Annotated in this window: 31 protein-coding genes and 1 tRNA gene; 18 read left to right on the forward strand and 14 right to left on the reverse strand. The window is 68.5% G+C overall.

Annotation, left to right across the window (positions count from 1 at the left end; all coding sequences use genetic code 11):
• Position 1: 1 nt before the first annotated feature.
• The 4 genes from FGL94_RS01480 to FGL94_RS01495 all read right to left on the reverse strand — a co-directional run bounded on the left by FGL94_RS01480 (position 2) and on the right by FGL94_RS01495 (position 2,350).
• Positions 2 to 133 carry a rubrerythrin-like domain-containing protein gene (locus FGL94_RS01480; RefSeq protein ID WP_144920261.1) on the reverse strand — a complete coding sequence of 44 codons (132 nt, stop codon included), beginning with the start codon at positions 131 to 133 and terminating at the stop codon, positions 2 to 4.
• A 234-nt stretch (positions 134 to 367) separates the two neighbouring features.
• Positions 368 to 440: transfer RNA gene (locus FGL94_RS01485), tRNA-Thr, on the reverse strand.
• Positions 441 to 1,005: 565 nt separating this feature from the next.
• The gene (locus FGL94_RS01490; protein WP_144920263.1) at positions 1,006 to 1,995 is read right to left on the reverse strand and encodes a class I SAM-dependent methyltransferase; all 990 of its coding nucleotides are present in this window, start codon (positions 1,993 to 1,995) and stop codon (positions 1,006 to 1,008) included.
• A gap of 76 nt (positions 1,996 to 2,071) precedes the next feature.
• Positions 2,072 to 2,350, reverse strand: a complete 279-nt coding sequence (locus tag FGL94_RS01495) for a ribonuclease P protein component 4 (RefSeq protein WP_144920265.1) — start codon at positions 2,348 to 2,350, stop codon at positions 2,072 to 2,074.
• Between the two features lie 133 nt (positions 2,351 to 2,483).
• Between FGL94_RS01495 and FGL94_RS01500 the strand changes: the two genes are divergently transcribed.
• From FGL94_RS01500 to FGL94_RS01520, 5 genes are all read left to right on the forward strand, one after another.
• Positions 2,484 to 2,678, forward strand: a complete 195-nt coding sequence (locus FGL94_RS01500) for a methytransferase partner Trm112 (protein ID WP_186313309.1) — start codon at positions 2,484 to 2,486, stop codon at positions 2,676 to 2,678.
• Positions 2,679 to 2,768: 90 nt separating this feature from the next.
• On the forward strand, positions 2,769 to 3,350 hold the full coding sequence (locus tag FGL94_RS01505; RefSeq protein ID WP_144920267.1) for a DUF7524 family protein: 582 nt from the start codon (positions 2,769 to 2,771) through the stop codon (positions 3,348 to 3,350).
• A gap of 101 nt (positions 3,351 to 3,451) precedes the next feature.
• Positions 3,452 to 3,640 carry a DUF1918 domain-containing protein gene (locus FGL94_RS01510; protein ID WP_144920269.1) on the forward strand — a complete coding sequence of 63 codons (189 nt, stop codon included), beginning with the start codon at positions 3,452 to 3,454 and terminating at the stop codon, positions 3,638 to 3,640.
• A gap of 21 nt (positions 3,641 to 3,661) precedes the next feature.
• Positions 3,662 to 4,171, forward strand: a complete 510-nt coding sequence (locus tag FGL94_RS01515; RefSeq protein ID WP_144920271.1) for an RNA-binding protein — start codon at positions 3,662 to 3,664, stop codon at positions 4,169 to 4,171.
• Positions 4,172 to 4,253: 82 nt separating this feature from the next.
• Positions 4,254 to 5,687 (forward strand): FAD-dependent oxidoreductase, encoded by a 1,434-nt coding sequence (locus FGL94_RS01520; RefSeq protein ID WP_144920273.1) that lies wholly within the window; start codon positions 4,254 to 4,256, stop codon positions 5,685 to 5,687.
• Positions 5,688 to 5,762: 75 nt separating this feature from the next.
• Here the strand turns inward: FGL94_RS01520 and FGL94_RS01530 are convergent, their stop codons facing one another.
• The 5 genes from FGL94_RS01530 to FGL94_RS01550 form a co-directional block, all read right to left on the reverse strand.
• Complete coding sequence (locus FGL94_RS01530; RefSeq protein ID WP_144920275.1) at positions 5,763 to 7,007, reverse strand: RNA-guided endonuclease InsQ/TnpB family protein; 1,245 nt, start codon at positions 7,005 to 7,007, stop codon at positions 5,763 to 5,765.
• A gap of 162 nt (positions 7,008 to 7,169) precedes the next feature.
• On the reverse strand, positions 7,170 to 7,730 hold the full coding sequence (locus FGL94_RS01535; protein WP_144920277.1) for a hypothetical protein: 561 nt from the start codon (positions 7,728 to 7,730) through the stop codon (positions 7,170 to 7,172).
• Positions 7,727 to 8,221 (reverse strand): phosphopantetheine adenylyltransferase, encoded by a 495-nt coding sequence (locus FGL94_RS01540; RefSeq protein WP_144920279.1) that lies wholly within the window; start codon positions 8,219 to 8,221, stop codon positions 7,727 to 7,729. Before FGL94_RS01540 ends, FGL94_RS01535 begins: the two co-directional genes overlap by 4 nt.
• A 59-nt stretch (positions 8,222 to 8,280) precedes the next feature.
• Positions 8,281 to 8,907, reverse strand: a complete 627-nt coding sequence (locus FGL94_RS01545; protein ID WP_144920281.1) for a winged helix-turn-helix domain-containing protein — start codon at positions 8,905 to 8,907, stop codon at positions 8,281 to 8,283.
• Between the two features lie 75 nt (positions 8,908 to 8,982).
• Positions 8,983 to 10,062, reverse strand: coding sequence for a glutamate--cysteine ligase (locus tag FGL94_RS01550; protein ID WP_144920283.1), 1,080 nt, complete (start codon positions 10,060 to 10,062; stop codon positions 8,983 to 8,985).
• A 916-nt stretch (positions 10,063 to 10,978) separates the two neighbouring features.
• Here FGL94_RS01550 and FGL94_RS01555 point away from each other — a divergent pair.
• The gene (locus FGL94_RS01555) at positions 10,979 to 11,341 is read left to right on the forward strand and encodes a hypothetical protein (protein WP_144920285.1); all 363 of its coding nucleotides are present in this window, start codon (positions 10,979 to 10,981) and stop codon (positions 11,339 to 11,341) included.
• A 334-nt stretch (positions 11,342 to 11,675) separates the two neighbouring features.
• On the opposite strand, the gene FGL94_RS01560 is transcribed toward FGL94_RS01555, so the two are convergent.
• Both FGL94_RS01560 and nth read right to left on the reverse strand, forming a co-directional pair.
• Entirely contained in the window at positions 11,676 to 12,230 is a 555-nt protein-coding gene (locus tag FGL94_RS01560) for a DoxX family protein (RefSeq protein WP_144920287.1), read from the reverse strand.
• A 155-nt stretch (positions 12,231 to 12,385) separates the two neighbouring features.
• Positions 12,386 to 13,069 (reverse strand): endonuclease III, encoded by a 684-nt coding sequence (gene nth, locus FGL94_RS01565; protein WP_144920289.1) that lies wholly within the window; start codon positions 13,067 to 13,069, stop codon positions 12,386 to 12,388.
• A gap of 125 nt (positions 13,070 to 13,194) precedes the next feature.
• Here nth and FGL94_RS01570 point away from each other — a divergent pair, with 125 nt between their 5' ends.
• The 4 genes from FGL94_RS01570 (at position 13,195) to FGL94_RS01590 (ending at position 15,934) form a co-directional block, all read left to right on the forward strand.
• On the forward strand, positions 13,195 to 13,560 hold the full coding sequence (locus FGL94_RS01570; RefSeq protein ID WP_144920291.1) for a hypothetical protein: 366 nt from the start codon (positions 13,195 to 13,197) through the stop codon (positions 13,558 to 13,560).
• Between the two features lie 91 nt (positions 13,561 to 13,651).
• Positions 13,652 to 14,707: a VOC family protein gene (locus FGL94_RS01575; RefSeq protein WP_144920293.1), complete on the forward strand. Its 1,056-nt coding sequence runs from the start codon at positions 13,652 to 13,654 to the stop codon at positions 14,705 to 14,707.
• Complete coding sequence (locus FGL94_RS01580) at positions 14,704 to 15,417, forward strand: alpha/beta hydrolase (protein ID WP_144920295.1); 714 nt, start codon at positions 14,704 to 14,706, stop codon at positions 15,415 to 15,417. Before FGL94_RS01575 ends, FGL94_RS01580 begins: the two co-directional genes overlap by 4 nt.
• Before the next feature lie 241 nt (positions 15,418 to 15,658).
• On the forward strand, positions 15,659 to 15,934 hold the full coding sequence (locus FGL94_RS01590) for a transcriptional regulator (protein WP_144920297.1): 276 nt from the start codon (positions 15,659 to 15,661) through the stop codon (positions 15,932 to 15,934).
• Between the two features lie 21 nt (positions 15,935 to 15,955).
• Here the strand turns inward: FGL94_RS01590 and FGL94_RS01595 are convergent, their stop codons facing one another.
• Positions 15,956 to 16,633 carry a type 1 glutamine amidotransferase domain-containing protein gene (locus tag FGL94_RS01595; protein WP_144920299.1) on the reverse strand — a complete coding sequence of 226 codons (678 nt, stop codon included), beginning with the start codon at positions 16,631 to 16,633 and terminating at the stop codon, positions 15,956 to 15,958.
• Between the two features lie 132 nt (positions 16,634 to 16,765).
• Positions 16,766 to 17,050, reverse strand: coding sequence for a DUF357 domain-containing protein (locus FGL94_RS01600; RefSeq protein WP_144920301.1), 285 nt, complete (start codon positions 17,048 to 17,050; stop codon positions 16,766 to 16,768).
• An 80-nt stretch (positions 17,051 to 17,130) separates the two neighbouring features.
• Here FGL94_RS01600 and FGL94_RS01605 point away from each other — a divergent pair, with 80 nt between their 5' ends.
• From FGL94_RS01605 to FGL94_RS01625, 5 genes are all read left to right on the forward strand, one after another.
• Entirely contained in the window at positions 17,131 to 17,865 is a 735-nt protein-coding gene (locus FGL94_RS01605) for an RNase P subunit p30 family protein (protein ID WP_144920303.1), read from the forward strand.
• Positions 17,849 to 18,478 carry a class I SAM-dependent methyltransferase gene (locus FGL94_RS01610; protein WP_144920305.1) on the forward strand — a complete coding sequence of 210 codons (630 nt, stop codon included), beginning with the start codon at positions 17,849 to 17,851 and terminating at the stop codon, positions 18,476 to 18,478. The genes FGL94_RS01605 and FGL94_RS01610 overlap by 17 nt, the downstream gene beginning before the upstream one ends.
• 4 nt (positions 18,479 to 18,482) lie before the next feature.
• A complete protein-coding gene (locus FGL94_RS01615) occupies positions 18,483 to 18,962 on the forward strand; it encodes an Rpp14/Pop5 family protein (protein WP_144920307.1) in 480 nt (159 codons plus the stop codon).
• Between the two features lie 4 nt (positions 18,963 to 18,966).
• On the forward strand, positions 18,967 to 19,758 hold the full coding sequence (gene psmA, locus FGL94_RS01620; RefSeq protein ID WP_144920308.1) for an archaeal proteasome endopeptidase complex subunit alpha: 792 nt from the start codon (positions 18,967 to 18,969) through the stop codon (positions 19,756 to 19,758).
• A gap of 78 nt (positions 19,759 to 19,836) precedes the next feature.
• A complete protein-coding gene (locus tag FGL94_RS01625) occupies positions 19,837 to 20,730 on the forward strand; it encodes an SDR family oxidoreductase (protein WP_144920310.1) in 894 nt (297 codons plus the stop codon).
• 29 nt (positions 20,731 to 20,759) lie between these two features.
• Here FGL94_RS01625 and FGL94_RS01630 read toward each other — a convergent pair whose 3' ends face one another.
• Entirely contained in the window at positions 20,760 to 21,269 is a 510-nt protein-coding gene (locus FGL94_RS01630) for a hypothetical protein (protein WP_144920312.1), read from the reverse strand.
• A gap of 221 nt (positions 21,270 to 21,490) precedes the next feature.
• Here FGL94_RS01630 and FGL94_RS01635 point away from each other — a divergent pair, with 221 nt between their 5' ends.
• From FGL94_RS01635 to FGL94_RS01645, 3 genes are all read left to right on the forward strand, one after another.
• A complete protein-coding gene (locus FGL94_RS01635) occupies positions 21,491 to 23,416 on the forward strand; it encodes a beta-CASP ribonuclease aCPSF1 (RefSeq protein WP_144920314.1) in 1,926 nt (641 codons plus the stop codon).
• 93 nt (positions 23,417 to 23,509) lie between these two features.
• Positions 23,510 to 23,881, forward strand: coding sequence for a methylglyoxal synthase (locus tag FGL94_RS01640; RefSeq protein WP_144920316.1), 372 nt, complete (start codon positions 23,510 to 23,512; stop codon positions 23,879 to 23,881).
• 117 nt (positions 23,882 to 23,998) lie between these two features.
• Positions 23,999 to 24,532: a DUF7332 family protein gene (locus FGL94_RS01645; protein WP_144920318.1), complete on the forward strand. Its 534-nt coding sequence runs from the start codon at positions 23,999 to 24,001 to the stop codon at positions 24,530 to 24,532.
• Positions 24,533 to 24,542 lie beyond the last annotated feature (10 nt).

Raw genomic sequence — 24,542 nt, forward strand, 5'->3', positions numbered from 1 at the left:
GTTACAGGTCTCTCGACCGTCCGAGGTGTCGGAGCTCGCCGCCGCACTCGCAGGTGCCGCCCGTCTCGGAGCGCTCGCCGCATTCGAAACACTCGTACAGTTCTCGCCCGTCCGTGTCTGATTCCGGTCGCATATCGTGCGGTATGCTACCGAAGTGTATAGATTCGCCCCTAATATTATTTACAGACTATAATCAAAACTCCGTGTTTCTGTGGACGAATGATCGACTCGGGAGGGAAACACGAAACGACGAGGGAGATACGTGGCAAAAAATGGAGGTGAAGAGAGGATCGCGATCGCTCTGAATCGCTTCACCCACGATCCAAAATTCTCCCGCGGCTCTTCACTCACGGTGTTCCGTCAGAAGAGCCGGAGGAGGGATTTGAACCCTCGACCTATTCCTTACGAAGGAATCGCTCTGCCAGCTGAGCTACCCCGGCGCGCGTCTTACCATTCCCGAACGGAAAAATAAGGGTTCCGAAACCGCGGCGCCACGCCCAGCGAGATCACGCGAAACCGGCCGGTTCCGCGCGAGTCGATCGGCTGTGGGCGTCTGTCCCGGAATGCGGTCGATATCGTCCGAATAGATGAGTAGAATAAGCGATCGTCACAGGAATATAAGGAAAAAACACATATACGTGTTCGAACCTCGATTATCCCGTGATCGCACCGATCGTGCGCCGCGATGGCGGGGATCGACTCCCCCGACGGTGTCTGCCCGGTCGGAGCCCGTACCGGGCGTCGCTCGTCCGCCGGTCGCGACCCCCACCGCGACCCGGCGCGGCAGTCACCCCTATCAGCGATCCAACACGGCCGGCGTGTGACTCACGTCTCCGACGTGCCAAGCGCGAAATCGCCTCTGGCCCGACCGTCTCGCGGCCGTGGACTCTTGTCATGTGACGGGCCCGCAGCCGTCCCGACCCGTCGGCGTTCCCCGGGCGGGACGGCGCTCACGCTGTCGCTGGTCCTGCATCGGACAGCGCCGCCACTCCCGGAACGCCTCGCTCACGCCCGCGAGAGGCGAACGTCCAGACAGACGTTGTACTCGTGTGGCGCGTACGACCGAACGACGCGTTCGGTCTCGACGGTCACGTCGTACGCGTCGCCGGCGGCCTCGCGGATCGCCCGCGTCCCGGGGCCGAACGGGTCGTCCTCGTGTTGGATGTCGTAGTAGTGGACGACGCAGTCGTCGCCCGCCAGCCGAACGGCCGTGTCGAGGAACTCGCCGGCCGAGTGCGGGAGGTTCATCACGAGCCGGTCGGCGGCCCCGGCGTACTCGTCGGCGATCGCCCGCACGTCGCCGGCGATCGCGGTCACGCGGTCTGCGACGCCGTTGCGCTCGGCGTTCTCCCGGAGGTACTCGACCGCGCGCTCGTTAAGGTCGCAGGCGACCACGTCGGCGCCGCGAGTCGCCATCGGGACGGCGTAGGGGCCGACGCCGGCGAACATGTCGATCGCGGTCTCGTCGGGGTCGACCTGCTCGATCACGCGGTGGCGCTCGGTGGCGAGCCGCGGGGAGAAGTACACCTCGGCCACGTCCAACAGGAACTCGTGGCCGTACTCGCGGTGGACCGTCTCGGTGCCGTCCCCCGCTAGCACGTCCCAGCGGCGGACGCGCAGTTCGCCCTCGATCGGGGAGGCCCGGTTGAGAACCGTCTCGCAGGGCACGTCGGAGGCCATCACCGCGTCGGCGATCTCGCGGGCGCGCTCGTCGTCGTCCTCGTCGACGATGACGATGTCGCCGAGCCGCTCCAGCGAGGGCTCGTAGCCGAGGATCGCGGCGGGGGTCCGCGGGCGGTCGCGCTCGGCGGCGTCGCGCTCGACGATCGCCGTCGTGAGTTCGCCGGGGACCGCCTCGGGGTCCGCGACGGGGATGTAGATCGTGTCGCCGTCGACCGCGATCTCGTGGTCGCCGTCGAGGGCGTCGGCGTCGGCGAGCCGCTCGCGGACCGCCTCGCCGCGCTCGCGCTCGACCGCGACGCAGGGGACGCTCATTGTCGCGAGAACGCGGGGCGAGCCATAAACGCTGACGCTTTCGCGGTCCGAGGGCGGGGCTGGGGGCCGCGGCGGGTCACTCGAACGGGTACCGCGCGGTCGACCCGCACTCGCGACACCGGACGACGACCCGTCCGGGTCGGAGACGGACGCGGCTCGTCTTCCCCGGGCGGAGGTAGACGCCGCAGTCGTCGCAGGTCTTCCGGGAGAACTCGGCGGGGACGCCGCAGCGGTTCCGCTCCGCGATCCGGCGCGCGAGCGCGACGTACTCCCGCGCGCGGTCGTACTCGTCGTCGACGACGGCCTCGCGAGCGAGCGCGAACAGCCGGTCGATCCGTTCCGACGGGATCCCCATACCTCGCCGGGCGTGACCGACCGGCAAAGTCGTTGCCATCGAGGAGCGGATCTCCGGGGACGTCCAGAAACGCTCTGGGCCACGCGCTCGTCAACCCGCACGCTTTTTTAACGGTCCGCGCGAACGACGCCGCATGAAGGAATCCCTGATGGACGTCGTCTGCTGCCCGCTCGACAAGGCCGACCTGGATCTCGACGTCGACGAGCGAGACGACGAGGAGATCCTCGCGGGGACGCTCACGTGTACCGACTGCGGCGAGACCTACCCGATCGAGGACGGTATCCCGAACCTCCTCCCGCCGGACATGCGCGAGGAAGCGGCGGCGTAGGACGCGCACGCTTCCCCTCTTCCCTCGTCCCGCACTGACAGCCTCCATCCGTACTGCATCTTTTTTTAGTGTGAGTGCGTCGACCCGAACGTGTCGACACTCTCCGTCGAACTGAACGGGGACGCGGTTCACTCGATCGGGGCGCCCAACCGGTTCGAGACGACCGGCCCGTTCGCGGTCTCGCTCGAAAACGCGGGCCGTTCCACGCACGTCCACCTGCACTTCGACGACGACCTCGACCGGGTCGTGTCGGTCGACGAGGCGAACCACTTCGTCGACGACGAGTCCACGAGACACGTCCACGTCTCCGTCGACGACGTGACCGAACCGGTCCGGGGAAAGCTGAAGATCGTCACCGGCTACGGCTCTGAGACCCGGTACGTGAACCTCCGGATCGACCCTCCCGAGGACACCGTCCGCGAGGAGGTCGTCGTCGACGAGGCGTTCACGAAGCCGCCGGAGCGCACGCCGGAGGTCACGCCGTCTCAGCGCGCGGCGAACGCGGTCGAGCGGCTGATCGAGCGGGGCGGCGTCCCCGGGGCGATCGCCGCGTTCCTCGCGCTCGCCGCCGGTGTCGCCATCGCGCTCGCGCTCGACAGCGCGGTCGTCACGGCGGCCGTCGTCGTCGTGCTGACGGTGTCGCTCGGGGCGGCGATTCTGGCGGTGTGGTGACGGAAGCGGGCGGGAGCGGCGGCGTCTCTCTCGCCGCCGGCTCCTCCCGCCGATCGCCGCGAATCCGGGCGCTTTTAAGCGTGCCAGCGGAAGGTTGGCGCATGAGCTTCGAGAAGGAAGACGAGGTCGTGCTCCACGACAAACACAGCGAGCACGACGGCGAGACAGGTACGATCACGCAGGTGATGGAGACGATGTTCGGCGACGCGACCTACACGGTCAGCTTCGAGGACGGTCAGGAGACCGGCGTCCCCGAGGACGACCTCGACGCCGTCGAGAGCGAGGAGTAACTCTCCGTTTTCCCGACCCGCATGCCTACAGTCCCCTTCCACTACGTCGACCTCCGGGCGTTCGCGTACGCCACAGAGGACGAAAAGCGGGTCGCGGACGCCCTCCGGACGTTCCTCCCCGAGCAAACCGAACTAGACCGCGTCGAGAACGTCGGCCACCACGGCGACCGGATCGTCGTGCTCTCGGCTCGGATCGAGAACGCCGACGGGATGCGTCACGTACTCGATCGGCTCTCCGGGCTCGACGAGGTCGACCGCGTTATCGACGAGCTAGACCAGCGGGTCGACGACAACTGCGCGCTGTTCCTCCGCGTCGACAAGCAGGCCGCGTTCCGGGGCGAGGTCCGACTCGGCCCCGGAATCACCGTCCGCGCGAAGGTCGAGGCGTACCCGGCGAAGAAGGAGGCCGCCGTCGAAAACGCCCGGGAGACGCTCGGGCGGTTGGCCGACGGCGGGGACGACGGCGGTGACGGCGACAACGACAGCGCCGACGACGCCGCCGGGGACGGCGACAGCGCCGACGAAGCGTAACCGGACGGCGGGCGCGGCGTTCCGGGCGCCCGATCCGCACTCCCGGCGTGGATTTTTACGACCTCCTGCCGTCGGTGCGTTCATGAGCGATCCGTTCGTCGTCGTCGGTGCCGACGCGGCAGGACTGAGCGCGGCCAGCAAGTTCCGCCGCGAGGCGCCCGATCGCGACGTCGTCGTCTTCGAGATGGGCCGGTGGATCTCGTACGCCTACTGCGGGATGCCGTACTTCATCGAGGGGCGCGTCGAGCGCATGTCGAACCTCCTCTCGCTGTCGCCGAGCGAGGTCGACGAGCGCGGGATCGACCTCCGGCGGGGCCACAAAGTCGTCGGCGTCGACCCGGACGCGGAGACCGTCGCCGTCGAGACCACCGAGGGCGACTCCTTCGAGCAGCCCTACGACGACCTGCTCGTCGCCACGGGCGGTCGCGCCTCGACCGGCTCCTTCGACGTGCGCGGGGTGGACGGCGCCTTCACCCTTCATAACATGGACGCCGCCGCCGCGATCGACGCGTACATCGCCGAGCCGGACGCGTACGACCACGAACGCGCCGACGTGAGCGCGGTCGACCGCGAGCGCGTCGAGCGCAACGCCGCGATGCCGGCCCCCGAGACGGCCGCGATCGTCGGCGGCGGCTACGTCGGCGTCGAGATGGCCGAGGCGCTCTCCGGTCGCGGGCTCGACGTACACCTGTTCCATCGCTCCGGACACCTCCTCTCGGACTTCGGCGAGGCCGTCGGTGAGCGCGTCGAGACCGAGCTGGACGCGAAGGGCGTGACGGTCCACACGAACGCTCCCGTCGTGGAACTCGTCGGCGACGACCGGATCGAGGCGGTCGTGATCGAGGGGGAGGACCCGATCGAGGCCGACCTCGCGGTCGTCGGCGTCGGGATCCGACCGAACACCGAACTCCTCGACGGTACCGGCGCCGAACTCGGCGAGGGCGGCGCGATCCGCACGGACGAGTACGGGCGGACGAGCCTCCCCGACGTGTACGCCGCAGGCGACTGCGCGACCGCGATCCACGCCGTCACCGGCGAGGAGGCGTGGATGCCGCTCGGTCTCACCGCGAACCGAGCCGGGCGAGCGATCGGCGCCACGGTCGCCGGCGACCCCTCGCCGGTGGGCGAGATCGCGGGCACCGCGGTCGTGAAGGCCTTCGACATGGAGGCCGGCCGCGTCGGACTCGTCGGGGACGAGGCGGCCCGGGATGCCGGCTTCGACCCGGTCCGCGAGACCGTGACCGCCGGCTCTCGGTCCGGCTACTACCCCGGCGCGGCGCCGACCGACGTGACCCTCGTCGCCGACCGCGACACGGGACGTCTCATCGGCGGGAGCATCGTCGGTCCCGACCGGGCCGCGATCCGGATCGACACGCTCGCGACCGCGCTGGAGGCGGACATGACCGTTCCCGAGGTCGAGCGGCTGGATCTCGCGTACGCGCCCCCATTCTCGCCGGTGTGGGACCCGATACTCGTCGCTGCGAAGGTGCTTAACGGAACGCTCGACGGGCAGTAAACTACCCTACCCTACTCCCTCGGCGCTCTGCGCCTCGGTCCTTGAGGGTAGGGCTTTGATGTGGACTCCCGGCAATCAGTCGCCAGCAATAGGCTGGTAACTCTCACCGTTCAACATCCCACCATTTATACGCACGTCTACTGGTGCGTCTCCGCTCCCCGACTTGGGCGAGGAACGGAGGCTGTGTTTCCGCTTTCGGGCGTATCGCACCCCGATATTCTTCGCCGCGTTGTAATCCGCGTTCACTTCGTACCCGCACTTCTGGCACTCGAACTGTTCTCCCTGACGGTTCGCTTCGTGCGTGAACCCACAGTCTGTCCGAGAACACCGTTGGGACGTGTGGTTCGGCTCAACCTCCACCACGGAGACACCTTGTTCAGGCCCCTTGTAGGAGATGTACTCGTAGAGGCGTCGGAACGCCCAGACGTGGTGCCACTTCGCGTCCGGAAGCCGCTCACGGATGTCCGTTAGGTCCTCGAACACGATCAGGTTGCAGTCGTGTTCGACGGCTTCCGAAACGATCTCGTTGGCAACCGTGTGGATGTACTGTTTCCGCCACGCTTCTTCGCGCTTCCCGAGCCGAAGCAGGGCGTTGTGTGCGGCCTGCGTACCGCGCTGTTGCATCTCACCGCGCCGCTTCTCGAACTCGCGGCACCAATGGTCGTACTCGTCTCCCTGCCAGAACGTGCCGGTCGAAGCAACTGCAAGGCTGTTGACGCCGAGGTCGATACCGAGGACTGTTTGGTGCCCGGTATCTGCCGAACCCTCGGACTCGTCGTCATCGTCCTTCCGGGTCGTAATGTGGAAGTAGAACTCGTCGGTCGCCTTGTCGTACTGTAGTGTACTCGCCCGGAACTCGTACTCGTCCGAAAGAACATACCGTTCGTAGGGTGTCGGGCTGTCTGCTGGGAGTTCAAACTCGCACTCAACACGCCCGTTGACGGTTGAAAGCGAGACTTTATTCCGGTAGAACGTCGCACTCCGCTTGTCGTAGACCATGCTCCACGACGTGAACTCTGGTTGGCTCACACGCTTCCCTTGTTTCCACCGTTTAACGACACCTTTCGTTGCTTGGACGGCACGTCGGATAGCCTCTTGGACGAGGTTCGCGGTGAGTTCAGTTTCCGCTCGCAGTTCCTCATAGAGCGCGTCTCGCGCAGTTGAGTTCGCCGTAACGCAGTTCGTGTAGGAGCGCTCGTCCCAACAGAACTCGGCGGCATGGTTCGCACAGTGAAGGAACTGGCGAGCTGACTCGTGGAGGTCGTCGCGTCGCTCGCCGGGAACGACGAGCTTGACCGGCGCGGTTCGACGCACCTCCATGCTTCAGATGAAGAGCTATCGGTTCTTAACTATTTGGGAGTCAGGTGGCCACAGTATGTCGGTTGTGTCGTACCATGTCGGTTTCCTCTCCGACCTACTCGCTCGCTACACTCGCTCCTTGAGGTCGGAGGCTCCACCTTGTATAATGCTGAACGAAGAGAATCAGTCGTCCGCGCCTGCGCTTTCCCCCTTCCCCTCCCGCTCCTCCCTCTCCTCCGCGGGGACCGCGTCGCTTTCTCTCTCATTCCCTCCGATCCCGGCGATAACGCGCCCGATCGCGTAGCCGGCGAGACCGACCGCGGCCGCGCCAGCGACGGCGACGCCGAGCGGTTCGGCTACGGCGGCGAGGAAGGGGACGGGGTCGGAAAGCGGGATCGCGTACGGTTCCGGACCGGTCGTCCGCAGGAGGACCGCCGCGAAGGGGCCGTACGCGAGGAGGACCGCGGGGAGCACGCCCCCACCGACCGCGGCGAAGGCGACGACGCCGACCGCGGTCAGCACCGCGAGTGTCCCGGCGACGGGCGCGGCGAGGCTCTGCGGGACCCCTGTCGCCCCCAGCGCGGCCGCCGTTGAGGCGCCGATCGAGACCGCGTCGAAGGCGACGTACGAGACCGCGAAGCCGACCGCGCTCCAGACCGCGGCGCGTTCGAACCCCGTCTCGCCGAGGGCGACGCGGGCGAGGAGCGCGGGGCGTCCGGAGTCGTCGTCGTTGTCCGTCGTCATTCCGGGCGAGTCGCCCCCCGCCCCTCCCGGTCGGGGGTGAGGTTGCCGTGTTCGTCGATCTCGCCGGCGACGATCCGGGTCGAGGAGATGCGCTCGCCGTCCTCGGCCGCCACGTGGTCGACCACGACGAGTTCGAGGGGGTCGTGGCCGCGCTCCTGGCGTATCTCGTTGATCTGCTTCCCGCCCTCCCTCGTCTCCGGGGAGACGATCAGTGCGTCGAACTCGGGCTCGACGGCGATGCCGGTCGGGTCCGTCAGCTCGCGGACCTCGAACTCGCGGCCGTGCTCGTCGGCGAGGCCGGACAGTTCGGCTTCGAGGTCGCGCTTCCGGCGGTCGTACGGGCGGACGTACCGCTCGACGTGTCGGGTCTTCGGCGCGAGCTCGTCCGACGTGAGCCCGACGGTCACGTCACCCAGCTCGAACGCCCGTTCGAACAGCTTCCGGTGGCCGTCGTGAACGGGATCGAACGTACCACCCAGCGCGACGTTCATGCGCACTGATTGCGCGGACGGGACTTAAAAGGTCTCGAAGCGGGAGCGCGTGGTGTGGCCTAGCGGTCGTCCCCGTCTTCGTCGCCGTCGTCGGCCTCGCCGTCCTCGTCGGCTTGTTCCCCCTCGTCTTCCTCTTCTTCGTCATCCCCGTTGACCGAGATCTGGACCGGCTCCGCGTCGCCGTCGGGCGACTCGCCGCCGAGTCGGCGGTCGAGGTTGAACACGGCGTTGAGCTCCCGCTGCACGTCGCCGACGACGCCCTGTACCAGCTCGCTCGGCGCGATCGCCTCGTACTCGTAGGGGTTGTTGCCGGCGCCGCTCGCCTCCCGCTTGTCGCGCTCGACGGTGCCCTCGTCGTGCAGCTCCGCGAGCGCCTCGCGGACCGTGCTCGGGTAGAGCCCGGTGCCGTCGGCGACTTCGTCGCTGGTGCTGTTCGGGTTATCGCGGAGGTAGACGTAGATCCGCGCGCGGGTCTCCGTGTCGAGCAGCCACGACAGGAGATCGACGACGTTGTCGTCGAATCCCTTGACGGCCTTGTCCGCGCTCTCGCCGAGCCGCTCCTTGGTCTTCCGGAGCTCCTCGCGGGTCCGCTCGGTCGGCGACTCGTCGGCGGTGGAACCGGGACCGTCGGCGGCGTCGGAAGCGGGATCGTCGTCGGGGTCGTCGACGGAATCGTCCGTGGTCATACCGGAAACTCCGGTCCGCGCGCCCAAAAGCGTTTCTCGTCGTTTCGGTTCCAACGGAACCTCGCGTCCTCCCGCCTACGGTGACAACACGAGGTCCTCACAGAGCGCGTCGAGACCGCCCTCGTCACGGAGCCGGCGCTGGCGTTGACTGCCGCTCTCGGCGTCGTACACGTCTCGGATCCCCTCGATTCCGAGGCGGTCGCACTCGTCGGCGACGACCTCGCCCAGCGAGACCGTCTCCTCGCCGTCGCGTGCGATGAAGGAGGCGTCGTGACCGTGGCGGATCGCCCGCCACTTGTTCTCGTCTAACAGCTCCCGGCGGAGGGCCGGTGCAGATTCGTCGTCCGCGTAGCGCTCGGCGTAGTCGACGACGAGCGCGTGGACGTACTCGACGAGCGCGAGGGTGACCGCCGGGTCGCGCTGGGCGTCGGGCGCGCGCACCTCGACCGTGCCGTGGCCGGTGTGGGGGCGCACGTCGAACCAGAGCTCGCCGCGGTCGTCGATGGATCCCCGCTCGACCATCCGGCGCTCGAAAGCGTGGAAGGCGTCGAAGTCGTCGAACGCCGATGGAACACCGGTGTTCGGGAGGTTCTCGAAGACCTTCGCGCGGGCCGAGGCGAGCCCGGTGTCGAAGCCGTTCCAGAACGGGGAGTTCGCCGAGAGGGCGAGCAGGATCGGGCAGTGCCACCGGAGCCGGTTGGCGATCCACACCGCCTTGTCCGCGTCGTCGACGCCAACGTGGACGTGGAGCCCCGCCGTGGTGTTGCGGTGTTGGGGGTACTGAATCCGGTCCAACTGCGCCTGATACCGCGGCTTCTCGGCGTGGTCGAGTTCGCGCCACTTCGCGGCCGGGTGGAGCCCCGCGGCCGCGATCCGGTAGCCGTCGGCGGCGGCGTGGTCGACGAGCGCCTCCCGAACCGTCGAGAGGGCGGCGGCCGCGTTCGACGGGTCCTCGATCAGCTCCGTCTGCGCCTCGATGGTGCACTTGAACAGCTCGTGGTCGAACCCCTCCGGGACTTCCGCCGGGGGGTCGCGGCCGTAGACGAGATCGTCGGTCCCCGAGGTCGGGCGGCCGTCGGCATCGACGATGTAGAACTCCTCTTCGATGCCGAGGGTCCCCATCCGGGCGAACGCGTCCCGCGAACCGAGTTCCATTACCGCACCGTATCGGCCGCGCGGTCTTATAAGGATTGGAAGCCGAAACGGCGAGCCGGTGTCGACGGTTCGAACTTAAAAACACGACTGCGGCGGCGCGTGCCTGCGAGTGGCCGCCGAAGGCGGCCGCGAGGAGCACGCGGGAGGTAGCCGGCGCTACGCGCCGACTACCAGAGGGACCTTCGATCCCTCGCTGGAGTCGGTCGCCGAGCGAAGCGACGGCGACCGACGAGGCTGGGGAGGTGTGAGGTGCCGTGCGAGGTGGGACTCGAAGGGGCAGCCGCGAGGCGGGCGCAGGCGATGCGAGCACCGCAGCGAGCAATGCGAGCGAGGAGCGCGGCGAGCGTGCGCCCGCCTCGCGGCTGGGGCTTCGGCGGTGTTGGTCGAGATCAGCTCTTTATAAGATCTTGGCTCCCTTGGAATCCTATTCTTCAGGCGATTTCTCGCCTGAAACAGCTGGTCGATGAGAGGTGCGAACTATCCTATGCTCGGAGATAAAACTAATAGACAGCGCATGGTACTCGGTTCTATGGGGTACAACGCCCTCGGCTTGGAGCAGGTCTTGATACTCTTGCTGGGCGTCAGCATGGTTTTGATTGGTGGAGCAGGTCTACTCGGATTCTTCTAACTGAGCTTACTGTACTGAGCGGTTCGTGAGTCCACTGTATTGACCGCAACCGCTGCGGAATGTGTCACTTATCGAGGTTTTAAATAGAGTCAACATGTTCCATCGTACGGCCGAGCGGTTGGAGGTTCGGAAGCGTTCACCGTCGGTCCGTCAGCACCGATTTATAAACGATCGGCTCTGTTGAAATCCTATTCTTCAGACAGGTTCCCACCAGAAACAGCCGGTCACTGAAGAGTGCTTCGTGACTAATAACTGTAATTTATTATGTTCGGACGAAAAGGAGTTACCATGCCCTCCCTAAAGCGCGGTTATATTGTTGCGGCGCTGGTGCTGATTGGCGTCTGTGGACTTGCGTATTGGACAGTCATGGCCCGAGTTCTAATCGGAGCGGGGTTCCTGCTTTCAGCGCTCGTCGTCGCCGTGCTAGTGTATTACGGCGGCGCGGAACGCCACACACTCACTCGCGCTGTGATCGCTGTCACGGTTGTCTACGGCGTCTTCACGGTCCAACTGCTACCGGCTGTCGTCGCCGCCAGTGTCGTCTACCTCTCCGCGTGGCTCACCGGACCTGACAGTCCGTTCGACGCACCCGACACGGAGATACTCCCAGTTAGACAGACGACTACCGAGGAGTCGGAAGGCGCTGACTGACTGCCCGGATAACTCGTACAGATCGGTCTGCTATCGTTCTTTACCGAGCGATTCCTAAGGCACCTGTACTGACCGCGAGTGGGTTAAAATATATCACTTGCTGAGGATTTCAACAGAGCCAAACGATCGGCTGTGGCCTCGTCCGTGTCTTCCGTGATTCGATCGCCTCACACATCGCGATCGATCGCGAAATCGTCGCTCCCATTCACAAATCGAGCATCAAAAGCGAACCGACCGAGCCGGACTCAGCGTGTCGAAAACGAGTCGGCGGCGCGCGTTCACGCGCCCGATCGATTCTCTCACCCCGATTCCTCTCGCCCGATACCGTCCCCGTTCAGCCGAGGACGTACCGGAGCGCCGGGAACTTCTCGATCAGCGCCTGCCCGCCGACCTCCAGTTGCTCGATGTAGGCGTCGAGGCCGAGGACGCGGCCCGCGCCGAACGCGGCGACCGTGAGGAACACGATCGCGTACACCAGCGTCGAGTCGAACAGCGCGAGCGCGTCGCCGCTCCACCCGCCGAGGTAGAACAGCGCCATCTGCATCGCGCCGCCGAACGCGGCCAGCCGGACGAACGCCCCGGCGATGAGCGCCGCACCGATGAGCAGCTGCGTGACCGGGACGACGACGTTGACGACCTCCATCAGCGCCGCGTTCGACGCCATCGCGGCGAACAGGCCGCTGACCGGGCTCGCGGGGTCGATGTTCGCGAGGTACCCGGCCGCGTCGAACGGCCACTCCGAGACCTTCCCGAGGCCGGCGAACAGGATCATTCCGCCGATGGTCGCCCGAAGCAGGACGATGAACAGCGCCGACAGCGAGTGCGCCTTCCCCAGGAGCGTGACGCCGCCGATCTCTCCGCCGAACTCGTTTGTGGTTTTCGTGGACATAGTGTCTCTCCTCACTTACGGATACGCCGTGTGTATGAATAAACCCGGAAGCGAGTTCCCTTTCAGAGGGAACGGATCGGCGATCTCCCCCGATCGTTTGGGTCTTTAAGTACTCTGTCCCGAACACGGTAGTCCGCTGCGTCTCCCTACCCGGTTCACCACGCCTCGCCGCTCGCTAAGTCCACGTCGCCGTCGCCCTTCTCGGAGGGGCACACGTCCGCGAGCACGCAGTCGGCGCACTCCGGGTTGATCGCGGTGCAGGTGGCGCGGCCGTGGTCGATCATGAGGTGCGTGAACTGCTGCCAGTCCTCCTCGGGAACCACGTCGAGGAGGTCCTGTTCGATCTTCGTCGGGCTCTCTTCCTCCGTGATCGCGAGCCGGCGGGTGAGGCGCTGGACGTGGGTGTCGACGACGATCCCCTCCACCACGTCGTGGCCGTGCTGGAGCACGACGTTGGCGGTCTTACGACCGACGCCCGCCAGATCGGTCAGCTCCGACATCGTGTCGGGGACCTCGCCGTCGTGTTTCTCGGCGATATCGGCGCAGGCCGACCGGATGTACTTCGCCTTGTTGTTGTAGTAGGTGATCGAGTTGATCGCCTCCGCGAGCTCCTCTTGGGGCGCGTTCGCGTACTCCTCGGGCGTCTCGTACGTCTCGAACAGATCCGCGCACACCTCGTTCACGCGCTCGTCGGTACACTGCGCGGAGAGGATCACGGCGATGAGCAGTTCCAGCCGGTTCGAGTAGTTCAGCGAGATCGTCGAATCGGGGTACTCCTCGTAGAGCCGGTCGAGGACCTCCTCGACCTGCTCCTCCCGCGGCTCCAGTGGCGTTCCCATGCCGATCCCTCCGCGCGGGCGCCATTGAACGATCCGGAAGCGTCGCGCTCTCCCCCTCTGCGCCTCCGCTCCCCGTCTCCAAACCGAACCGGCAGATTCACGTCGTCCCCCCGACACGTCGAGGCGTGTCCCGGTCCCGCGATCGACGGCGACGACGCCCGACCTACCGCCGACGGCCACAGCAGTTCTACTGGCTGTGGATCGCCGCGACGGCGACGTACGGGGTCGGTGACATCGTCTCGACGATCGCCTTTCTGGAGTACGTCCCGGCCATCCGAGAGGCGAACCCGCTCGTCGTCTTCGCGCTCGACGCGTTCGGACTCGGCGGCCTCGTCGCCCTGAAGATCGCCGTGTACCTGTTCCTGATCTGGGTCAGCGTCCGCGGCGCCCGCGAGGGCGACGGACTCCTCTACTACTACCCGCCGATTCTGCTGACGGTCGTCGGGACCTACCTCACCGCGAGCAACGTTCGACTGCTGTGGCTCTCCTGAGGCGGCCGGCGGCGATCTCTACCCGATCGCCTCTCCGTTGCCTCCTTCCCCGACCGACACCGGTTTGCGCCGGCGCGACCCACCTCTAGGCATGCCCTCGGACACCCCCGGCCTTCACCACGTGACGGGGATCGTCGGCGATCCCGGCGAGCACGCCGCGTTCTGCGCGGAGACCCTCGGGCTCCGCCTCCTGCGCCGGACCGTGAACTACGAGGACACCCACCAGTACCACCTCTACTTCGGCGACGCGACCGGCTCGCCCGGCTCGGTGTTCACCGTCTTCCCGGACCCCCACGGCGACCCCGGCCGCGCCGGGAAGCCCGGGTACGCCGCCGTCGCCTTCGCGGTCCCGCCCGGCTCGCTCGGCTACTGGCGCGAGCGACTGGCCGACCGAGAGGTCGCGGTCGGGGACGCCGCCGGGCCTGACGAACCCGCCGCTTCCGACCGATTCGGCGACCGCGTCCTCTCCGTCTCCGACCCCTCCGGCACCCGAGTCGAACTGGTCGAAAGCGACGCGGACGGCGACCCGTGGATCAGCGACGTCGACGGAGACACCGGCAACCGCGACCCGACCCCCGGGTCCGATCCGGTCCCCGAGTCGGCCGCGATCCGCGGGCTGTACGGCGTCACCGCGCTCCCCGCGGACCCGTACGGGACGGCGAGCGTGCTCGACACGCTCGGCTTCGAGTACGAGGCGGAGACCGGCGACCGGATCCGGTACCGCGCCCCGGGCGACCGCGCGACCGTCGTCGACCTCCTCGACCGGGACGCGCCGTACCTCCGCGAGGGACCGGGCGCGCTCCACCACGCCGCCGTGCGCGTCCCCGACCGCGAGGCGCTGCTCGAGTGGCACGACCTGTTCCGCGACCGCGGCTACGACGTGTCTCGGGTGAAGGACCGCCACTTCTTCCACTCGCTGTACGTGCGCGGCCCCGGCGGGCTCCTCGTCGAACTCGCGACGGAGGCACCGACGCCCGACGGCCCGCAGACCGCCGGACTCGCGGACCCCGACGCCTCCGGCCACGCGACCGAGCTGTACCTCCCGCCGCGGTTCGAGGACGACCGCGAGCTGATCGAGAGCCAGCTTCCCGACTTCGAGATCGGGAGGGGAGGGGACGCGAGCACCCGAGCGGACGCCGACCGATGACTCGGACGCTCTCCGGCGTCGAAGGGCCGCACGCCGCCGCCACGTTGGAGACCGGCGGCGCCCCGGCCGCGGCCGCGGAAGTCGCGGTCGTGCTCGTCCACGGTCGCGGCGGGACGGCCGAGGGACTGCTCCGCCTCGCCGACGAGTTCTACCGCCCGGGCGCGGCGCTGCTCGCCCCGAACGCGGTCCGCTCGAACTGGTTCCCGGCCGGCCACGACGCGCCGATCGCCGCCAACGAGCCGGCGCTGACCTCGGCCGTCGACTGCGTCGCCGCGGCCGTCGACGCCGCCGGCGATATCGGGCTCCCTCCCGAGCGCGTCGTCCTCGTCGGTGTCTCGCAGGGCGGCGCGGTCGTGAGCGAGTTCCTCCGCCGTCGCCCGCGGCGGTACGGAGGCGCGTTCGTCGTCTCCGCGGCGCTTCCGGGCGAGGACCCGACGGAGCGATCGGTGATCGTCGGAGAGGACGGCGGGGCGGCTGAGAACGGAGACCTCGCCGGCACGCCCGTCGCGCTCGACAGCAGCGAGGGCGACCCGTACGCCCCGGTCGAGCGCGTGCGTGCGACCGCGGATGTGTTCCGCCGGGCCGGCGCGGCGGTCGACCTCCGGATCGACGAGGGCGACGGCCACGGCCTCTCGGACGCGACGATGGCGCGGATCGGCGATCGGATTTCGGCGCTGCTCGACGGCGACGACGCCTCAGACGCCGAGTGAGAGACGACCCACGATCCCACGCCGCTCTCCCACGAGATGGCGGCGGAGGCGCCCTCGTTCGACGCCGGCGGCTACGCGGTCGCGCGCGAGAGGGATATCCCGGTTCGACGGCGAGGCGGTGGTCGAACCGACCGCGGACGCCACCGCGCTGGCGGTGTTGGCGCCGAACGCCGACGAGTGAGGCGGGGAGAGAAGTTGACCGCGCCGTCGGCGTTTTATATGTCGCCGTCGAATTCGGCCCATGGAGACGACCCGCCAGCGCATCGCCGACATGCTTCGGGAGGAGCCGGCGACCGCGAGCGACCTCGGGGAGACGCTGTCGCTGCCGACTCCGGTGGTGTACGACCACGTGGAACACGTCTCGCGGTCGGTCGACGGCGACGCGGAGCTGCTGGTCGCGCCGCCCGAGTGCCGCGACTGCGGCTTCGACGGCTTCGACGACCCGATCAACGAGCCCTCTCGGTGCCCGGAGTGTAAGAGCGAGCGGATCGAAGAGCCGGCGTTCGTGATTCGGTAGCGGCCGGTCCTTTTAAATGGCCTACAGCTCGTCCAGTAGCGTCGCCGCCGCGTCGGCCGACGAGCCCGGTCCGCGCGCGGTGATCAGGTCGCCGTCGACCGTGACGCTCGTGTCGGCGTCGAGCTCGGCGTCCCAGTCGGCGCCCGCGAGGACGACCTCGTCTTCCACCCAGTACGGGAGCTTCCGGCCGTCCGGCATCACGTCGTCGTCGTCGACGATGTCCTCCTCCCACGCGTTCGGGAAGCCGGTGACGGAGCGCCCCTCGACGAGGGGCGTCCCGTCGGCCTCGCGAGTGAACGCGAGGATGCCGACCGCGTGACAGACGACGAGCGCGACGCCCTCCTCGCCCGCGACCGCGTCGAGCAGGAGCTGGCGAGCGTGCCGGTCCTGGTTCACGTCCCAGACGGTGCCGTGGCCGCCGGGGAACACGACGGCGTCGTAGCCGTCGGCGCCGACCGTCGCGATCGGTTCGGGGTCGTTGAGTCCCGGATGCTCCTCGTCGACCTCGCGGAGCTCCGCGACCCGTTCCTCGCCCCCCGCGGCCTCCGGGTCGAGCGATCGCTCGTCGACGACCGGCGGCGACCCCGAGGGGGTCGCGACCGTCACGTCGACGCCCTCCGCTTCGAGCGTGGTCAGCGGCTCGATACACTCCTCGGCCCAGTACCCCTCCTCGCTTACGACGAATAGCGCGCTACTCATGCGTGGTTCCCCGTTGGCGCGCTCGACGTAAAAGGCGCCCGCGCCCGGAAGCGACGAGGGGCGTCGCGAGGTTTATAAGTGCACGATCGAGGCGGGCGCCGCGGCGCCGTCTCGCGGTGCCGCGGTCTCGGCTCAGGTCGTGAACAGCTCGGTGTCGTCGGGGACGGCGAACAGCCCCATCCGAACCCCGGCGTCGAGCCACCCGTAGCCGTACGAGTACGACGCGAGCGCGTTGACGGGGTCGCCGTCGTCGCGGAAGTGCCGCCCGTCGTCTAAGTACGACTCGGCCATCTCCAGCACGTCGGCGGCGGCCTCGCCGAGCGGGGTGTCGGCGGGCGGACGTGACTCCGCGACCGCCAGCGCGTCGGCGAGCATCCGCTCGTAGCGGTCCGTCTTCTCCTCTAAGTCCGCGGCCATGCGAGCCGTTCCGGGGAGCGGTTCAAAAAACCCGTCGGCGAAGCGCAACCTCGATACCCCCGGAGCCGAAACGGGCGGGCATGTACGAGGCCGTCCACGCTCACCCCGACGGCGACGCGACCGCCGCCCGTCACGCCGCCACCGCGGCGCGGTACGGCTACGAGGGGGTCGTCGTCCGGACGCGGGAGGCGCTCGATCCGGCCGGGAGTGGAGGCGGGCCCGGCCGATCCCCATCGGAGGCCGCCGCGCTCCGCGAGGAGTACGGGATCGACGTCGTCGACGCGGTCGAGATCGACGCCGACGACGCCACGAGCGCCTCGGGCGCGGTGGGTAACTACCGGTCGAGCCGCACGGTCGTCTGCGTCGTCGGCGGCGACGACGGCCTCAACCGGTTCGCGGTCGAGGAGCCGCGCGTCGACGTGTTGGTCCGGCCGATGGACGGCTCGGGGGACTTCAACCACGTCCTCGCGAAGGCCGCGCGCGACAACGGGGTCCACGTCGAGTTCGACCTCGGCCCGCTGTTCCGGGCGACCGGCGGGAAGCGGGTCCGGGCGCTGTCCGACCTCCGGAAGCTCCGCGAGATCGCCACCTACTACGACGCGCCCCACGTCGTCAGCGCGAACCCCCGATCGCACCTCGAACTCCGGGCGCCGCGCGAGGTCGTCGCCGCCGCGGAGGCGGTCGGGTTCGACGCCGAGTGGGTCAGGGAGGGGATCCGCGCGTGGAGCGAGATCGCGGCCCGAAACCGGGAGCGACGCTCCGAGGCCTTCATAGAGCCGGGGGTCCGACGGGGCAGGTATGAAGAAGACGGTTGAGGAGCACGCCGCGCGCTTCTCGGAGAAGGCGGCCGAGTACGACGACTCGAAGAGCGACGAGTACCACGCCTGCGCGGGCCTCGTCGTCGACTACGCCGACCCGAACCCGGACGACGTCGTCCTCGATCTGGGCGCCGGCACCGGCGCCATCGCGCTCGCGCTCGCACCAGATGCCGAGCGCGTGCTCGCCCGGGACGTCAGCGAGGGGATGATGGACGAGGGGCGCCGCAAGGCCGACGAGCGCGGGCTCTCGAACGTCGAGTTCACCTACGGCGAGTTCCGCGATCCCGAGGTCGACCCCGACCAGCGGGTCGATATCGTCACCTCGAACTTCGCGCTCCACCACCTCGCGGACGACGAGAAGCGCGAGGCGATCCGCGAGATGGCCGCCACGGGCGCCCGTCGGATCGTCCTCGGCGACGTGGCGTTCTTCGAGGAGCCGGACCCCGACGCGCCCTTCTACGGCCCCGAGGTCGACGACCCGGCGACCGTCGGCACCCTCGTCGAGGCGTTCACGGGCGAGGGGTTCGCGGTGACCGCGGTCGAGCGCGTCCACGACCAGGTGACCGTGATCGTCGCCGAGCGGCTCGACGGCGACTCGGACGAGGAGTAGACCGATGAAACACCTCCCCAAACACCTCCGACCGCGCTGGCGCTACCTCGCGGTCGGGATCGAGACGTGGCCCGACGCCGACCTCGGACGGCGAGGCTTCCAGCGCGCGCTGTGGTACGCCGCGGGCAACCTCCTCGGCGACGCCGGGAGCGCCGACGCCGACCTCACGCTGCTGTCCTTCTCGCACGACGGCGGCGAGGGCGAGGCGATCGTCCGGGCCCGCCACGGCCACGTCGACGACGCTCGCGCGGTGATCGGATGCGTGAGCGACGTCGACGGCGACCCCGTCGGGATCCGCGTCCGCGGGATTTCGGGGACGGTACGTGCCTGTGAGGAAAGATATATGGGTCGCGCGGGCGGTAACTCGACACAGCGAGACGTCGCGTTCGAGGACGCCGAGCGGTCCGCTGTCGTGCGCGGCGACGCGCGCGACGTGCGGACCGGGTCGGGATACGTCGGCGCGGCGGCGTTCGACACCGAGTGATATCATGCAGGGACAATCCCAACAGCAGGCGTACGACCGAGGAATCACAATCTTCTCTCCCGACGGCAGGCTCTACCAGGTCGAGTACGCCCGGGAGGCGGTGAAACGCGGGACCGCGAGCGTCGGCGTTCGCGCCGAGGACGGCGTCGTCCTCGCGGCGGACAAGCGCGCCCGGTCCCCGCTGATGGAGCCGGAGAGCATCGAGAAGCTGCACAAGGCCGACGACCACGTCGGCGTCGCGAGCGCGGGCCACGTCGCCGACGCCCGCCAGCTCATCGACTTCGCGCGCCGGCAGGCGCAGGTGAACCGCCTGCGCTACGGCGAGGCGATCGGCATCGAGACCCTGACGAAGAACATCACCGACCACATCCAGCAGTACACGCAGGTCGGCGGCGCGCGCCCCTTCGGCGTCGCGCTGATCGTCGGCGGGATCGAGAACGGCGAGCCGCGCCTCTTCGAGACCGACCCGTCCGGGACCCCCTACGAGTGGCAGGCGCTCTCGATCGGCTCCGACCGGAGCGACCTCCGGGACTACCTCGAAGAGGAGTACGAGGAGGGCCTCTCGACCGACGAGGCGCTCGCGCTCGCGCTCGACACCCTCGCGCAGTCGAACGACGGCGAGCTGTCGCCCGACGGCGTCGGCGTCGCCACGATCACGGTCGAGGACGAACAGTACGAGGAGCGGTCGGCCGACGAGATCGAGGAGATCCTCGCCGATCGCGATCTGCTCCCGAACGACGACGAGGAGGCGGACACCGCTGACGCCGACGACGCGGACGCCGACGACGAGGAGTAACGCGACGGCGGGCGGTCTGCGTGCGCGCTCTGTTTTTGCCGGCGTGGTCCCCGTTCCCCGCCAGCGGTCGGGAGAGTTATGCCGCCGGGGACCGACCGGCGACGCGTGCAGAAGACGGTACTCATCACCGGCTGTTCCTCGGGCATCGGACGCGCCGCGGCGCGCGCGTTCCTCGACGAGGGGTGGACCGTGTACGCGACCGCGCGGAACCCCGCGGACATCGAGACGCTCGGCGAGGCGGGCTGTGAGCTGGCGACGCTCGACGTCACGGACCAGAGCGACGTGGACCGCGTCGTCGACCGCATCTTGGACGAGGAGGGGGCGATCGACGCGCTGATCAACAACGCGGGCTACGGCCAGTTCGGCCCGGTCGAGGACGTGCCGACCGCGAAGGTTCACGAGCAGTTCGACGTGAACGTATACGGCCCGCATCGGCTCATCAAGGCCGTCCTCCCCGGGATGCGCCGCGAACGCGACGGGACGATCGTCAACGTCTCCTCCGTCTCCGGGCGGGTGTCGTTCCCCGGCGGCGGCGTCTACAGCGGCTCGAAGTTCGCGATCGAGGCGCTGTCTGACGCCCTCCGCAACGAGGTCGCCGAGTTCGGGATCGACGTGGTCGTCGTCGAACCGGGGCCCGTGCGGACGAACTTCTCGAGGCGCGCGGAGCGGGAGGCGGGGAACGGCGACGGAGACGATAGCGCGGACGACGCGGACGACAGCGGGCTCGACCGCTCCGGCGCTTACGAGGAGTTCTACGCGATCTTCGAGGACACGCAGCTGCTCGGGGGCGACGGTCCCGGCGCGGTCGAGCCCGAAGTGGTCGCCGACGCTATCGTCAACGCCGCGAGCGCGACGCAGCCGCCGGCGCGGGTCCAGCCGGGAACCGTCGCCCGGGTCGGCGTGCTCGCGCGGTTCCTCCCCGACGCGATCCTCGACGCGGGGTACGGCCTCGTCCGGAAGTTCACGAGCTGACCGCAGCTCGGCGGCGGTCGAATCGACCGCTACTCGTCGCCACCCGGAGTAACCGCGAACGGGCTCTCCTCCTCCCGCCAGTCCCAGCCGGGGACCCGCGTCTGGAACCCCGCCGCGATCGCGGCGTCGAGGTCGTCGGCGCCGGCCGCGCCCGCGCCGTCGGCGGTCGCGTCCTCGCTCACGTGCACGTCGACGAAGTGGAACGTCGCCTGCGCGAGCAGCGAGAGGGGCCGTCCGCCGGCGATGGTCGCGGCGAGTTCGCGACCGAGGACCTCGTCGACGACGAATCCGGGGTAGTCGCCCGCGACGTCGAGGTCGCGGAGCAGCGCGACGCAGCCGGCGACGTTGACCGCGACCTCGCCGTCCGCGAACACCGCGTCGACCTCGCTTCGGTACGTCTCGGGGGTGACGGAGTCCACCTCGGTCTCGAATATCCGTCCGAGCCGTTCGCGGGTCTCGTTGACGACGGGGACGACGACCGGCGCGCGGTCGCGGACCCACGCGTGCTCGTCTCTGACCGTCTCGGGCGTGATACGCATGTCCCGCCGTTCGCGGGCAGGGGGTTTGCCATTTGCGAAGGGTTTTATAACGACCGGGATAATCATCAGACAAGCGGGTTTTCGCTGGCTGTTCCCGCACGGAACCACCTACGGACAGTACTACCACTATGCCTACCCCGTCACGGTCGACCGTTCGGCGTCGTACCGCGTACCCGCACGCGGCGCGACTCGACGGCGACCACGACGATCCGCGGTGAGATATGAGTCAAGTCGATAAGCAACTCGATACCCTGAAATCAGAGATCGAACAGGAGATTCCGAACGACATCACGGTCACCGACGTGAAATACGAGGGACCGGAGCTGGTCGTGTACACGCGCGACCCCAAGGAGTTCGCCGGCGACGGCGATCTCATCCGACGGCTCGCCTCCAAGCTCCGGAAGCGGATCACCGTCCGCCCGGACCCGAGCGCCCTCGCCCCTCCGACGCGCGCCGAGGAGGAGGTCCGGTCGGTGATCCCGGAGGAGGCCGGCGTGACCGACCTCGACTTCCACGAGGACACCGGCGAGGTCGTCATCGAGGCCGAAAAGCCCGGGATGGTGATCGGCCGCCGGGGATCGACGCTCCGAGAGATCACCCAGCAGGTCGGCTGGACCCCCGAGGTCGTTCGGACGCCCCCGATCGAGTCCTCCACAGTCTCGAACGTGCGCGGCTTCCTGAAGAACGAGCGCGAGGAGCGGCGCGACATCCTCGAACGCGTCGGCCGGCAGATCCACCGCGAGGAGATGTCCGACGACGAGTGGGTCCGGATCACGACGCTCGGCTGCTGTCGCGAGGTCGGCCGCGCCGCCTTCATCCTCTCGACGCCCGAAACGCGCGTCCTGATCGACTGCGGCGACAAGCCCGGAGCGGAGGGCGAGGTGCCGTATCTGCAGGTCCCCGAGGCGCTCGGCGCCGGCGCCGCGACCCTCGACGCGGTCATCCTGACGCACGCCCACCTCGACCACTCGGCGCTCATCCCGCTTCTCTTTAAGTACGGCTACGACGGCCCGATCTACACGACGGAGCCCACCCGCGACCTCATGGGCCTGCTCACCCTCGACTACCTCGACGTCGCCGCTAAGGACGGGCGCACGCCCCCCTACGAGTCGTCGCAGGTCCGCGAGGCGATCAAACACACCATCCCGCTGGAGTACGGTGACGTGACCGACATCGCGCCGGACGTGAAGCTCACCTTCCACAACGCGGGCCACATCCTCGGCAGCGCGGTGACGCACTTCCACATCGGCGACGGCCTCTACAACGTCGCCTTCTCCGGGGACATTCACTACGAGGACACCCGGCTGTTCAACGGCGCGGTCAACGACTTCCCGCGGGTCGAAACCCTCGTCTTGGAGTCCACCTACGGCGGCCGAGACGATTACCAGACCGACCAGGCCGACTCCGAGGAGGCGCTCAAGGAGGTCATCAACGAGACGTACGAGCAGGGCGGGAAGGTCGTCATCCCCGCGTTCGCCGTGGGACGCTCTCAGGAGATTATGCTCGTCTTAGAGGAGGCGATGCGGAACGGCGATATCCCGGAGATGCCCGTCCACCTCGACGGGATGATCTGGGAGGCGACCGCGATCCACACCACCTACCCCGAGTACCTCCGAGACGACCTCCGCGACCGGATCTTCCACGAGGACGAGAACCCGTTCCTCGCCGACCAGTTCAACCACATCGACGCCGGCGAGGACGAGCGGCAGGACGTCGCCGACGGCGACGAGTGCATCATCATCTCCACCTCGGGGATGATCGAGGGCGGTCCGATCATGTCGTGGCTCCGCCACATCGGCCCCGACCCGGACTCGAACCTCGTGTTCGTCGGCTACCAGGCGCAGGGGACGCTCGGCCGCCGGATCCAGAACGGCTGGGACGAGATTCCGGTCGACGGCTGGGGCGGCGGCGGCCGCGGCGACACTCTCACCCTGGAGATGGGGACCGAGGTCGTCGACGGCTTCTCCGGCCACGCCGACCGGCAGGGGTTAGAGAACTTCGTGAAGACGATGAACCCGCGCCCCGAGAAGGTGCTGTGCGTCCACGGGGACGAGCGCTCCGTGCAGGACCTCTCGTCGGCGCTGTACCACGACTACAACATGCGGACGTTCGCGCCGAAGAACCTGGAGACGTTCCGGTTCAAGTGAGGCCCGTCCGGCGCGACCGCTGAGCGGGACCCACCCGCCCGGCGCGTTGCACCGAGGAGAGTTTTTAAGCACCACCGCGGCGACCCTCCGCCCATGCGTATCGCGCTCATCGCTCACGACGAGCTGAAAGACGAGATGGTCGAGTTCGTCACCGCCCACGCCGACGCGCTCGGCGAGTGCGACCTTGTCACCACCGGCACAACGGGGAAACGCATTGCCGACGAGACGGGGCTGGCGGTGAACCGGCAGGCCTCGGGACCGTACGGCGGCGACCTCCAGATCGGCGGAATGATCGCCGACGACGCGATCGACGGCGTCGTCTTCCTCCGCGACCCGCTCACCGCGCAGGCCCACGAGCCCGACATCTCCGCGCTCCTGCGCGTCTGCGACGTGAAAGACGTCCCGCTCGCGACGAACGTCGCCTCCGCGGAGCTGCTCGTCGACGGGCTCCTCGACGAGGGATAACCGCGACAGCGGTGTTCGCAGTCGCTTCTCGACGTTCCCCGACTCCCACCGTTCCGAGTATCAAACAGGATAACCGACCCCGCGCCGTTTTTATCTGTCGGGGCGTACCCCTCGTCGATGACCAGTCGCCCCCGGACCGGGATCGCCCCCCTCGCCGCGCTTTCCGTCGCGCTGCTGCTCGTCTCGGCGGCCGTTGCCGGTGGGGCGTTCGTCGGCGGCGCGGCGGCGACGCCGAGCGGTGGCGACGCCACGGGCGGCTCGAACGACGGAGGCGCCGAGAGCGACGTCGACCGCGTCGATCCCCCGACGCGGTGCTTCGCCGGCGAGGGGTACCCGATCTCGATCGGTGACGAGGGACCCGCGATCGAGGCGCTCGTTCACCTCTCCGTGCTGACTGACCCCGCCGCCGGCAACGAGTTCGGAATGGAGGCGGCGGGGACGCTCGACGGCGATCCGATCGTGACGATCGGCGCCGGCGCCAGGCTGACCGCGCGGGAGGCCGTCGCGAACGGGGTCGACCCGTTCGCGGCGTTCGACGTGTTGTACGCCTACGAGCTTCGGCTCCCGATGTTCGACGGGTCGATCGACGACTCGGAGTACCGAGACGACGGGTCCCCGATCGAATCAAGCGCGGGCGCGGTGCCGTGTTAGGCAAACGGAG

Source organism: Halorubrum salsamenti (assembly GCF_007671685.1).
GTDB classification, from domain to species: Archaea; Halobacteriota; Halobacteria; order Halobacteriales; family Haloferacaceae; genus Halorubrum; species Halorubrum salsamenti.